Here is a 12,602-nt window from a genome sequence, read left to right on the forward strand (position 1 = left end):
AGCAATATTCTGCTCCAGAGGAAAAATACTAAATCTTATCCGCATGATGCATCAGCACAAACTTGTCCCACAACTGTTCTTCTGTTTCAACATGCGCCGGATCTTTCACAATAGTATTGGGGATCGGGCACACTTTCTGGCAGGTTGGCGTCTCGTAATGACCTACGCATTCGGTACACTTGTCGCTGTTAATCTCGTAGATATGTTCACCCATCGAAATCGCCTCATTCGGGCATTCGGGTTCACACATATCACAATTGATGCATTTTTTAGTGATTAACAGCGCCATAAGGAAACTCTCAAAACAACACAAACCGGGCGGGCATTATACGCGCATTCTTTACTCAAACCAGTTTTTTCACCAGCGCCTCACTATGACGAATACGTTCTGGTGCCAGTTCCAGATCCTGCTGGATCAGCGCAATGAACAGCAAATCCGTTAACATTCCCTGAGCATGACATGCGGAGATCGAAGCACTGTTTGTCGCTTGTTCTTCGGCAATGGTATACAGGCAATGAGAAGCGCGCTGTTGCAGGGCATTGGGGGTGAAACCGGTGATTGCCAGCACTTTTCCACCCACTCGCAGCATTTCATCTGCTGCCAGGTTTAACTCGCGCCGTACACCTGTGTATGAGATGGCTAATAACAAATCGTCCGGTGACGAAGCTTGCACTGTAGCAAGCAACGCGTGCATATCACGCTCAGCGGCAGCATTAAAACCTATCTTCATCAGCTTCCAGGCAAAATTCTGCGCCACCAGACCGGAAGCGCCGATACCAGTCAGAATAACCCGTCGCGCAGAACGAAGCATCGACACGCATTCATGTAGCTTCTCCTCACTATTGACGTTCAGTGTTGCGTACATGGCAGCCGTGTTTTCTTTAATCAGCTTTTCGCCAACCAGCCGTAACGGATCATCACCGCGAATTTGGTTATGAATGGGTACGGAGGGCGATTCCGGTTGGCTTGCCAGAGCTTCGCTTAACGCCAATTTAAGTGCCGGAAAACCTTTATAGCCAAGTTTTTGCGCGAACTTCACTACGCTGGACTGACTGACTCCGGCTTCGTTGGCCAGTTGTTGGGAACTAAGGTGGCGGGCAGTGTCCGGTTGTAGCAGGAGATAGTCCGCCAGCTTTTTATCACTCTGGGCAAGCCCCTGGTAACGCTGACGGATACGAAGTAAGCCGTTCATATCTTTCCTCGCGATGAATTAATGGCGACAACAGGCAATATGAGACACAAGCAAGAGAATATTATATTCCGTCAAAGTTAATTGCCATGAATTAAAAATTCCAGTCAACCATTATGCGATAGATTGTTGCCGGAAAAGTGATGATCTATCTGTTAGGCTATCTGGTAGTGAAAATTAATCAGGATGTATCAGTCCAGAGGGGTATGGTTTGGCAACTCACGAGCGTCGTGTGGTGTTTTTTGACTTAGATGGAACATTGCATCAACAGGATATGTTCGGCAGTTTTCTGCGCTACTTACTGCGCCGACAGCCGCTGAATGCGTTACTTGTTCTGCCGCTGTTGCCGGTCATTGTCATTGCATTATTAATCAAAGGGCGAGCGGCACGTTGGCCGATGAGTCTGCTGCTGTGGGGCTGTACCTTTGGTCATAGCGAAGCACGTTTACAGGCGTTACAAGCCGATTTCGTGCATTGGTTTCGCGACAATGTTACGGCGTTCCCGCTAGTGCAGGAACGCCTGACCAGCTATTTGCTAAGCTCCGATGCTGACATTTGGTTGATTACCGGTTCCCCTCAGGCTTTGGTCGAAGCGGTTTATTTCGATACGCCATGGCTGCCACGCGTTAATCTTATCGCCAGTCAGATCCAGCGCGGCTATAGCGGCTGGGTGCTGACTATGCGCTGTCTTGGCCATGAAAAGGTCGCGCAACTGGAACGCAAAATCGGCACACCGCTGCGGCTGTACAGTGGCTATAGCGACAGTAATCAGGACAATCCGCTACTCTATTTTTGTCAGCATCGCTGGCGGGTAACGCCTCGCGGTGAACTCCAGCAACTGGAATAGAGTAAAGCATAGCGTCCGTGTATAATGCGCCGCGCTTTTATAACCGGAGTTTTCTTTTTGTCTGAAGTCGAATTTAGCCACGAATACTGGATGCGTCATGCGCTGACGCTGGCGAAACGTGCCTGGGACGAGCGAGAAGTGCCGGTCGGCGCGGTATTAGTGCATAACAATCGCGTAATCGGCGAAGGATGGAATCGTCCGATAGGACGCCATGATCCTACTGCACATGCAGAAATCATGGCGCTGCGGCAAGGAGGGCTGGTGATGCAGAATTATCGCCTGATCGACGCCACGTTGTATGTCACGCTGGAGCCATGCGTGATGTGCGCCGGAGCGATGATCCACAGCCGTATTGGTCGCGTAGTCTTTGGCGCGCGTGATGCGAAAACTGGCGCTGCCGGATCATTAATGGATGTATTGCACCATCCCGGTATGAATCATCGAGTGGAAATTACGGAAGGAATACTGGCGGATGAGTGCGCGGCGCTACTCAGCGATTTTTTCCGAATGCGCCGCCAGGAAATCAAAGCGCAGAAAAAAGCGCAACCCGCTACAGATTAATTTTGCTTCTCTTCACTCCCTTTCCTGGAAAACAGTAGAGAAGGGGAGTGCGTCAGATAATTAGATGACGACTGCGAAAGAAACGAGAGAAAGGGAAATTTTCCCTTACCCAATTCAGCGGGTGATACCGCCGGATAATCCTGCGCCAGCTGCATCGCCGCTTCTGTAGCCTGCTTCTCTTTCTCTTGCAGATAACCCACCAGGCTAATCTGATACTTACGAATATTTTCGACATAAGCATAGGCTTCATGCCCACGCGCATACCCGTAAGTCAGCTTGCTGTAATAGGGTTTCTGGCTAAGTAAAGGCAGACGCTGTTTGACATCGGCCCAACTGTCAGGATTGCCTTTGGTTTTTGCTGTCAGGGCGCGGGCGTCCAGCATATGTGCATAGCCCATATTATAGGCGGCGAGCGCAAACCAGATCCGCTCATTTTCTGGCACGCTCTCTGGCACTTTACTCATCATATTCTGCAAGTAACGCGCGCCACCGCTGATGCTTTGTTCGGCATCAGTGCGGTCAGTAATGCCCAGGCTTTGCGCGGTATTTTTGGTTAACATCATCATGCCGCGTACACCGGTCGGCGAAGTGGCCTGCGCATCCCAGTGCGATTCCTGATAAGCAATAGCGGCCAGCAAACGCCAGTCAATTTCTTCGGCGTATTTCTCAAACAGAGGCTTTAACTGCGGCAGTACCGCATCAACGGCGCGTAAAAATGTGCGTGTATCAACGTAATCAAAATCATCGCCATGTCCGAGATATTTCTCTTCAATACGCGCCAGTGTGCCGTCTTCATTCATTTCATTGAAGAAATCGAGCAGAGCCGCAGAAAGCGTATTATCGTTATCTAATTGACTAAACCAGGTCACCGGTTGTTCATCGGTGATATCCAGTGCCACAGCAAGTTCCGGGTGAACGCGCTGAAACAGGCTGATAGCGACAGAATCGGCAATGGTGTAATCGAGCTTACCTTCGATAACATCTTCCATTAACTCCACAGATCCTTTTCTGTCGTCCACTTTCCAGCTTAATTCCGGGAACTTAGTCTCTTTCAGTTTTTGCAGATCGTTAATGACAACATGCCCTGGAGCGACGGACAACTGTTCTGCCGTCAGATTGCCCAGCGTCCGTGGTCGATACTGACCCACTTTATAGACCAGTTGTTGTGAAACGGAATAATAGGTTGGGCCAGGCTGATAATTTTTAACCCTTTCGCTGTTATAGACCAGTCCCGCTGCCAGCAGATCGGCATCTCCGTTATCGAGATCGTCAAACAACTGGCTGATGTTCTGCCGTACGGTGACTTTCAGTTTTACGCCGAGGTAATCGGCAAACTGTTTTGCCAGTTCGTAATCCAGGCCAAAAGGTTTACCGTTGATTTCGTTATATGTCAGGGGAGTATGAATAGTGCTCACACGCAACTCTCCCCGCGCTTGTATGGCGGCGATACGATTGTCGGCTTTACCAAACCAGGGAATGGATGGCCAAAGAGCGACCGCGAGAAGCAGTGCCAGAATGCCGATGAACAGATAATTAATCTTTAATTTTTTCAATTAGTTAATTCTCTGTGTCGTGCGCGTCCCAGCCTGAAAGATCGTAATGCTAAAGAAAGGTTTAATCATAAATGAGCGGCATTTTGCGTAAACTTGCGCCAGTTGGCAACTTATTACAGAGATTGGCGGCACGCGTTGCTAATTCATGATGGTGATTTTATTTCCACGCAAACGGTTTCGTCAGCGCATCAGATTCTTTATAATGACGCCCGTTTCCCCCCCTTGGGTACACCGAAAGCTTAGAAGACGAGATACTTATGATGGAAATTCTGCGTGGTTCGCCTGCATTGTCGGCATTCCGAATCAACAAACTGCTGGCACGTTTTCAGGCTGCCAGGCTCCCGGTTCACAACATTTACGCCGAGTATGTCCATTTTGCTGACCTCAATGCGCCGTTAAACGATGATGAGCACGCACAGCTTGAACGCCTGCTGAAATATGGCCCGGCACTCGCCAGCCACGCCCCGCAAGGCAAACTCCTGCTGGTGACCCCGCGTCCTGGCACCATCTCTCCCTGGTCTTCGAAAGCGACCGATATCGCCCATAACTGCGGGCTGCAACAGGTAAACCGCCTTGAGCGCGGCGTTGCTTACTATGTAGAAGCCGGTACGCTGACTAATGAACAATGGCAGCAGGTTACCGCTGAACTGCACGACCGCATGATGGAAACGGTCTTTTTCGCTTTAGATGATGCAGAGCAGCTGTTTGCTCATCATCAACCGACTCCGGTTACCAGCGTTGATTTGTTGGGGCAGGGGCGTCAGGCGCTGATCGACGCTAACCAGCGCCTCGGTCTGGCACTGGCGGAAGATGAAATTGACTATCTGCAGGATGCTTTCACGAAGCTTGGTCGTAACCCGAACGACATAGAGCTTTATATGTTCGCCCAGGCGAACTCTGAGCACTGCCGTCATAAGATTTTTAACGCCGACTGGATTATCGACGGTGAACAGCAACCGAAATCTCTGTTCAAGATGATCAAAAACACCTTCGAAACCACGCCGGATCACGTTCTTTCTGCTTATAAAGATAACGCCGCCGTGATGGAAGGTTCTGAAGTGGGCCGCTACTTTGCTGACCACGAAACAGGTCGCTACGACTATCATCAGGAACCGGCGCACATACTGATGAAAGTAGAAACCCACAACCACCCGACGGCGATTTCTCCGTGGCCGGGCGCAGCGACCGGTTCCGGCGGCGAAATCCGTGATGAAGGCGCAACCGGACGCGGCGCGAAGCCGAAAGCCGGTTTGGTCGGTTTCTCCGTATCCAACCTGCGTATTCCAGGCTTCGAACAGCCGTGGGAAGAAGATTTCGGTAAGCCTGAGCGCATTGTCACCGCGCTGGACATCATGACCGAAGGCCCGCTTGGCGGCGCGGCGTTTAACAACGAATTTGGTCGTCCGGCGCTGAACGGCTATTTCCGTACTTATGAAGAAAAAGTGAACAGCCACAACGGCGAAGAGCTGCGCGGTTATCACAAACCGATCATGCTGGCGGGCGGGATCGGCAACATCCGCGCCGATCACGTACAAAAAGGCGAGATCAACGTTGGCGCGAAGCTGGTCGTTCTCGGCGGCCCGGCAATGAACATCGGTCTTGGCGGCGGCGCGGCGTCTTCTATGGCTTCCGGTCAGTCTGATGCCGACCTCGATTTCGCCTCTGTGCAGCGCGACAACCCGGAGATGGAACGTCGTTGCCAGGAAGTGATCGACCGCTGCTGGCAGTTGGGGGATGCCAACCCGATTCTGTTTATCCACGACGTCGGCGCGGGCGGCCTTTCTAACGCCATGCCGGAGCTGGTGAGCGACGGCGGACGCGGCGGTAAATTTGAACTGCGCGATATCCTGAGCGATGAACCGGGCATGAGCCCGCTGGAAATCTGGTGTAACGAATCCCAGGAACGTTATGTACTGGCGGTTGCTGCCGATCAGTTACCGCTGTTTGACGAACTGTGTAAACGTGAACGTGCGCCATACGCGGTGATTGGTGAAGCGACCGAAGAACTGCATCTTTCTCTGCACGATCGTCATTTTGATAATCAGCCAATCGATCTGCCGCTGGACGTGCTGCTTGGCAAAACGCCGAAGATGACCCGCGATGTACAAACGCTGAAAGCGAAGGGCGATGCGCTGGCCCGTGAAGGGATCACCATTGCTGACGCGGTGAAACGCGTGCTGCATCTGCCGACCGTGGCAGAGAAAACCTTCCTGGTGACCATCGGTGACCGCAGCGTAACTGGCATGGTAGCGCGCGATCAGATGGTGGGGCCGTGGCAGGTGCCGGTCGCTAACTGCGCGGTCACTACCGCCAGCCTCGACAGCTACTACGGTGAAGCGATGGCGATTGGCGAACGTGCGCCGGTTGCGCTGCTGGATTTTGCCGCCTCTGCCCGTCTGGCAGTTGGTGAAGCGTTAACTAACATTGCCGCAACACAGATTGGCGATATCAAACGCATTAAACTTTCCGCCAACTGGATGGCGGCAGCAGGTCATCCTGGCGAAGATGCGGGTCTGTATGAAGCAGTAAAAGCGGTGGGTGAAGAGCTTTGTCCGGCGCTCGGCCTGACGATCCCGGTGGGTAAAGATTCTATGTCGATGAAAACCCGCTGGCAGGAAGGTAACGAAGAACGCGAAATGACGTCGCCGCTTTCGCTGGTCATTTCTGCATTTGCCCGCGTGGAAGATGTACGTCACACCATCACGCCGCAGCTTTCTACCGAAGATAACGCACTGCTGCTGATTGATTTGGGCAAAGGCAATAACGCGCTGGGCGCAACGGCGCTGGCGCAGGTTTATCGTCAGCTTGGCGACAAACCGGCAGATGTACGTGACGTCGCGCAACTGAAAGGCTTCTATGACGCGATTCAGGCGCTGGTTGCACAGCGTAAGCTGCTCGCGTACCACGACCGTTCTGATGGCGGTCTGTTGGTAACGCTGGCGGAAATGGCCTTTGCTGGTCATTGTGGCATTGATGCGGATATCGCCTCTCTGGGTGACGATCGCCTGGCGGCGTTGTTTAACGAAGAACTGGGTGCGGTGATTCAGGTTCGTGCCGCTGACCGTGAAGCGGTCGAGTCCGTACTGGCACAGCATGGGCTTGCGGATTGCGTCCATTATGTAGGGCAGGCGGTTTCCGGTGACCGTTTTGTGATTACCGCCAACGGGCAGACTGTATTCAGCGAAAGCCGCACCACGTTGCGTGTCTGGTGGGCAGAAACCACCTGGCAGATGCAGCGCCTGCGTGACAACCCGGAGTGTGCCGACCAGGAACACCAGGCGAAATCTAACGATGCCGATCCGGGTCTGAATGTGAAATTGTCGTTCGATATCAACGAAGATGTGGCGGCACCATTTATTGCCACTGGCGCGCGCCCGAAAGTTGCCGTGCTGCGTGAGCAGGGCGTGAACTCGCATGTGGAAATGGCGGCAGCTTTTCACCGTGCAGGCTTCGATGCAATCGACGTACATATGAGCGACCTGCTGGCTGGACGCACTGGCCTGGAGGATTTCCACGCCCTGGTAGCGTGCGGTGGTTTCTCCTACGGCGACGTATTGGGCGCCGGTGAAGGCTGGGCGAAATCAATCCTGTTCAATAATCGTGTACGCGATGAGTTTGCAACCTTCTTCCACCGTCCGCAAACGCTGGCATTGGGGGTATGTAACGGTTGCCAGATGATGTCCAACCTGCGCGAACTGATCCCGGGTAGCGAGTTGTGGCCACGTTTTGTGCGTAACACCTCGGATCGCTTTGAAGCGCGTTTCAGCCTGGTTGAAGTGACCCAAAGCCCGTCGCTGCTGTTGCAGGGAATGGTGGGTTCACAGATGCCGATTGCCGTTTCTCACGGTGAAGGGCGTGTGGAAGTGCGCGATGCGGCTCATCTGGCAGCACTGGAAAGCAAAGGGCTGGTGGCGCTGCGCTATGTCGATAACTTCGGCAAAGTCACCGAAACTTACCCGGCTAACCCGAACGGTTCCCCGAACGGTATTACGGCGGTCACGACTGAAAGCGGTCGTGTCACCATTATGATGCCGCACCCGGAGCGTGTTTTCCGTACTGTCAGCAATTCATGGCATCCGGAAAACTGGGGCGAGGATGGGCCATGGATGCGTATTTTCCGCAATGCGCGTAAGCAGCTGGGTTAAGATATCGGGCAATATGCGCATCGCCTGATGCGCTATGCTTGTCTGGTTGGCTCGGATGTTTCCTGCAATGTATTGAATTTGCAATATTTTGTAGGCCGCATCCGGCATTACACATAACCACTTAGCTAGCAATTATAAGCTCCCACCACCGGGAGCTTTTTTGTGTCTGTAAATCACGACAATGTGTGATTTACCGTGTCGCTTATAGGTGACACTTAACTTGTTGATTTAATTTAAAACAAACAATTTCATCTTTGGATGTCTCTTTTAAACGACACAGTGGCTGATTTATAGCCAAACAGTGGAGTAGCCATTAATCCATCAAAGCTACATTTATCAGTACGTTATCAAACTATTTTATTTATTGGCACAGTTACTGCATAATAATAAGCAGTGGCTCATTCACCGACTTATGTCAGCCCCTTCGGGACGTGCTACATAAAATTAGAATGACGCACAACAAGGTGCCTGCCGTCCAACTTCTGATATCAGCTTAGCTATATCAACCATCGGGCGAAACGTCGAGTTAGGCACCGCCTTATTCCACAACAAAGCCGGGTAATTCCCGGCTTTGTTGTATCTGAACGTCCCCTCGGTTAGCATCAGTCTATTCGCGTCTGACGAGAGTAACGCCTTGAAACGCTGGCCCGTTTTTCCCCGCTCATTACGACAGCTGGTAATGCTGGCATTCTTGCTTATTTTGCTCCCTTTGCTGGTGCTGGCATGGCAAGCCTGGCAAAGCCTGAATGCACTTAGCGATCAGGCGGCGCTGGTCAATCGCACGACGCTTATCGATGCCCGGCGCAGTGAAGCGATGACCAACGCGGCGCTGGAAATGGAGCGTAGCTACCGTCAGTATTGTGTGCTGGATGATTCCACTCTGGCGAAGGTGTATCAAAGCCAGCGCAAGCGTTACAGTGAAATGCTTGATGCCCACGCAGGCGTGTTGCCGGACGATAAACTCTATCAGGCATTGCGTCAGGATTTGAACAATCTGGCTCAGCTTCAGTGTAACAACAGCGGCCCTGATACCGCCGCCGCCGCACGTCTGGAAGCCTTCGCCAATGCCAATACCGAAATGGTACAAGCCACTCGCACTGTGGTGTTCTCTCGCGGGCAGCAGTTACAACGCGAAATCGCCGAACGTGGGCAATATTTTGGCTGGCAGTCGCTGGTGCTATTTCTGGTGAGCCTGGTGATGGTGCTGCTTTTCACGCGGATGATTATCGGTCCGGTGAAAAATATTGAACGGATGATCAACCGTCTGGGGGAAGGGCGTTTTCTGGGCAATAGCGTTTCGTTCAGTGGCCCGAGTGAGTTACGTTCGGTTGGGCAGCGTATTCTTTGGTTAAGCGAGCGCCTGTCATGGCTGGAATCCCAGCGGCACCAGTTCTTACGTCATTTATCTCATGAATTAAAAACGCCGCTGGCGAGTATGCGCGAAGGCACGGAATTACTGGCTGACCAGGTTGTCGGACCGCTTACGCCAGAGCAAAAAGAGGTGGTGAGCATTCTTGATAGCAGTAGCCGCAATTTGCAAAAACTGATCGAACAACTGCTTGATTACAACCGTAAACAGGCTGACGGCGCGGTGGAACTGGAGAACGTAGAGCTTGCACCGCTGGTGGAGATGGTGGTTTCCGCTCACAGCTTGCCAGCTCGGGCTAAAATGATGCATACCGACGTCGATCTCAAAGCAACAGCTTGCCTGGCGGAGCCAATGCTGCTGATGAGCGTGCTGGATAATCTTTACTCCAATGCGGTGCACTACGGGGCTGAATCCGGTAACATTTGCCTTCGCAGCAGTTTACATGGTGCGCGGGTTTATATTGATGTCATCAATACAGGCACGCCCATTCCGCAAGAAGAACGCGCCATGATCTTCGAACCCTTTTTTCAGGGAAGCCACCAGCGAAAAGGGGCGGTGAAGGGCAGTGGTCTGGGATTAAGCATTGCCAGGGATTGTATTCGCCGTATGCAGGGGGAACTGTATCTGGTCGACGAAAGCGGGCAAGACGTTTGTTTCCGCATTGAATTACCGTCGTCGAAAAACACGAAATAATGTTAAGAGCCTATCCCATCAGGCTATTTTATTTGCCAGTTTGGCTCCGGGCAGTGCTCGAAATCATCACGTACTATGTGTACGCTCCGGTTTCTCCGCGCTGTCCGTGTCCAAACTGCCTGCAACAATTACGCCCACTGGGATAGGCTCTAAGTCTGGTGAATATGCGACACATTTTTCAACGATTATTGCCCCGACGGCTGTGGCTGGCAGGGTTGCCTTGTCTGGCGTTGCTGGGTTGTGTGCAGAGTCACGATAAGCCAGCCATAGATACGTCAGCACAAGAAAAAATTCCGGTTTATCAACTGGCTGATTATCTTTCTACCGAATGTAGCGACATCTGGGCGCTACAAGGTAAATCAACCGAAACTAATCCGCTTTACTGGCTACGGGCGATGGATTGTGCCAACCGTTTAATGCCAGCGCAGTCGCGCCAGCAAGCCCGTAAGTATGGTGATGGTAGCTGGCAAAATACCTTTAAACAGGGGATTTTGCTCGCCGACGCTAAAATTACGCCGTATGAGCGTCGCCAGATGGTCGCGCGCATAGACGCGTTAAGTACTGAGATCCCGGCGCAGGTTCGCCCGCTGTATCAACTCTGGCGCGACGATCAGGCGTTACAATTGCAACTGGCACAAGAGCGCCAACGCTACAGTAAACTCCAGCAGTCCAGCGACAGCGAACTGGATACCTTGCGCCAGCAGCATCACGTTCTACAGCAGCAACTGGAACTCACCACCCGCAAGCTGGAAAATCTGACCGATATTGAACGTCAGCTATCGACCCGCAAACCGGCCGGAAATTTCGCGCCGGACACGCCGCACGAGAGCGAAACGCCCGCACCATCTACCAGTGAGGTCACCCCTGATGAGCCATAAACCTGCGCATTTATTATTGGTAGATGATGATCCCGGATTGCTGAAACTACTTGGCCTGCGTCTGACCAGCGAAGGCTACAGCGTGGTCACGGCAGAAAGTGGTGCAGAAGGATTACGGGTACTGAATCGCGAAAAAGTAGATTTAGTCATCAGCGACCTGCGGATGGATGAAATGGACGGTATGCAGCTGTTTGCTGAAATCCAGAAAGTGCAGCCGGGTATGCCAGTAATCATTCTTACCGCGCATGGTTCCATTCCTGATGCCGTTGCCGCGACACAGCAGGGCGTGTTCAGTTTCCTCACCAAACCGGTTGATAAAGACGCGTTGTATCAGGCAATTGACGATGCGCTGGAGCAATCCGCGCCAGCCACAGACGAACGCTGGAGTGAGGCGATTGTTACCCGCAGTCCACTGATGTTGCGTTTGCTGGAACAGGCGCGACTGGTGGCGCAATCAGATGTTAGCGTGCTGATTAACGGCCAGAGTGGCACCGGGAAAGAGATTTTCGCCCAGGCTATCCACAACGCAAGCCCGCGCAACAGCAAACCATTTATTGCTATTAACTGTGGCGCATTGCCCGAGCAGTTGCTGGAGTCAGAACTGTTTGGTCATGCGCGAGGTGCGTTTACTGGCGCTGTCAGCAATCGCGAAGGTTTATTCCAGGCGGCGGAAGGCGGTACGCTATTTCTCGATGAGATTGGCGATATGCCCGCACCGTTGCAGGTCAAACTGCTGCGCGTGTTGCAGGAGCGTAAAGTGCGCCCGCTGGGCAGCAACCGCGATATTGATATCGACGTGCGGATTATCTCTGCCACTCACCGCGACCTGCCAAAAGCGATGGCGCGCGGGGAGTTTCGCGAAGATCTCTATTACCGCCTCAACGTTGTCAGCCTGAAAATTCCGGCACTGGCGGAGCGCACGGAAGATATTCCACTGCTGGCAAATCACTTGTTGCGCCAGGCAGCAGAGCGACATAAACCCTTTGTTCGCGCGTTCTCCACCGATGCAATGAAACGCCTGATGACCGCCACCTGGCCAGGTAATGTTCGCCAGTTGGTCAACGTGATTGAACAGTGCGTGGCGCTGACCTCATCCCCGGTAATTAGTGATGCGCTGGTGGAGCAGGCGCTGGAGGGCGAAAACACCGCGTTGCCAACCTTTGTTGAGGCGCGTAATCAGTTTGAACTCAACTACTTGCGCAAGCTGCTGCAAATCACCAAAGGCAACGTCACCCACGCGGCGAGAATGGCGGGGCGCAACCGGACAGAATTTTATAAACTGCTTTCCCGACACGAGCTGGATGCAAACGATTTCAAGGAATGAATTGGCGTAATGTGTTACGTTTAGCAGATCAGAAGACAGGCG

The 12,602-nt window shown here is 52.6% G+C and carries 9 protein-coding genes; 6 read left to right on the plus strand and 3 right to left on the minus strand.

What is annotated here, in order from left to right:
- Positions 1 to 28 precede the first annotated feature (28 nt).
- Positions 29 to 289 carry a 4Fe-4S dicluster ferredoxin YfhL gene (gene yfhL, locus HEM79_RS12460; protein WP_001196294.1) on the minus strand — a complete coding sequence of 87 codons (261 nt, stop codon included), beginning with the start codon at positions 287 to 289 and terminating at the stop codon, positions 29 to 31.
- A 55-nt stretch (positions 290 to 344) separates the two neighbouring features.
- Complete coding sequence (locus HEM79_RS12465) at positions 345 to 1,193, minus strand: MurR/RpiR family transcriptional regulator (protein ID WP_001013777.1); 849 nt, start codon at positions 1,191 to 1,193, stop codon at positions 345 to 347.
- Positions 1,194 to 1,401: 208 nt separating this feature from the next.
- Here HEM79_RS12465 and yfhb point away from each other — a divergent pair, with 208 nt between their 5' ends.
- Entirely contained in the window at positions 1,402 to 2,037 is a 636-nt protein-coding gene (gene yfhb, locus HEM79_RS12470; RefSeq protein WP_176241436.1) for a phosphatidylglycerophosphatase C, read from the plus strand.
- Between the two features lie 57 nt (positions 2,038 to 2,094).
- On the plus strand, positions 2,095 to 2,598 hold the full coding sequence (gene tadA / locus HEM79_RS12475; protein ID WP_016158802.1) for a tRNA adenosine(34) deaminase TadA: 504 nt from the start codon (positions 2,095 to 2,097) through the stop codon (positions 2,596 to 2,598).
- Here the strand turns inward: tadA and mltF are convergent.
- Complete coding sequence (gene mltF, locus HEM79_RS12480) at positions 2,595 to 4,151, minus strand: membrane-bound lytic murein transglycosylase MltF (protein ID WP_000734182.1); 1,557 nt, start codon at positions 4,149 to 4,151, stop codon at positions 2,595 to 2,597. The two genes, tadA and mltF, sit on opposite strands and share 4 nt — an antisense overlap.
- A gap of 257 nt (positions 4,152 to 4,408) precedes the next feature.
- Between mltF and purL the strand changes: the two genes are divergently transcribed.
- The 4 genes from purL (at position 4,409) to glrR (ending at position 12,560) form a co-directional block, all read left to right on the plus strand.
- Entirely contained in the window at positions 4,409 to 8,296 is a 3,888-nt protein-coding gene (gene purL / locus HEM79_RS12485; RefSeq protein ID WP_176241435.1) for a phosphoribosylformylglycinamidine synthase, read from the plus strand.
- Between the two features lie 634 nt (positions 8,297 to 8,930).
- Complete coding sequence (qseE, locus tag HEM79_RS12490; protein WP_176241434.1) at positions 8,931 to 10,358, plus strand: two component system sensor histidine kinase QseE/GlrK; 1,428 nt, start codon at positions 8,931 to 8,933, stop codon at positions 10,356 to 10,358.
- Between the two features lie 164 nt (positions 10,359 to 10,522).
- Positions 10,523 to 11,236: a two-component system QseEF-associated lipoprotein QseG gene (gene qseG / locus HEM79_RS12495; protein WP_176241433.1), complete on the plus strand. Its 714-nt coding sequence runs from the start codon at positions 10,523 to 10,525 to the stop codon at positions 11,234 to 11,236.
- The gene (gene glrR, locus HEM79_RS12500) at positions 11,226 to 12,560 is read left to right on the plus strand and encodes a two-component system response regulator GlrR (RefSeq protein ID WP_000018523.1); all 1,335 of its coding nucleotides are present in this window, start codon (positions 11,226 to 11,228) and stop codon (positions 12,558 to 12,560) included. Before qseG ends, glrR begins: the two co-directional genes overlap by 11 nt.
- The last annotated feature ends 42 nt before the right edge of the window (positions 12,561 to 12,602 follow it).

Origin of the sequence: Escherichia sp. 93.0816, from assembly GCF_013368855.2 — a bacterium.
In the GTDB taxonomy this organism is placed as follows: Bacteria; Pseudomonadota; Gammaproteobacteria; order Enterobacterales; family Enterobacteriaceae; genus Escherichia; species Escherichia ruysiae.

What these genes read in the sequence shown, in the direction of transcription:
- qseG (WP_176241433.1), top strand. Translation starts at nt 10,523, where the DNA reads ATGCGACACATTTTTCAACGATTATTGCCCCGACGGCTGTGGCTGGCA.
- yfhL (WP_001196294.1), bottom strand. Translation starts at nt 289, where the DNA reads ATGGCGCTGTTAATCACTAAAAAATGCATCAATTGTGATATGTGTGAA.
- HEM79_RS12465 (WP_001013777.1), bottom strand. Translation starts at nt 1,193, where the DNA reads ATGAACGGCTTACTTCGTATCCGTCAGCGTTACCAGGGGCTTGCCCAG.
- glrR (WP_000018523.1), top strand. Translation starts at nt 11,226, where the DNA reads ATGAGCCATAAACCTGCGCATTTATTATTGGTAGATGATGATCCCGGA.
- purL (WP_176241435.1), top strand. Translation starts at nt 4,409, where the DNA reads ATGATGGAAATTCTGCGTGGTTCGCCTGCATTGTCGGCATTCCGAATC.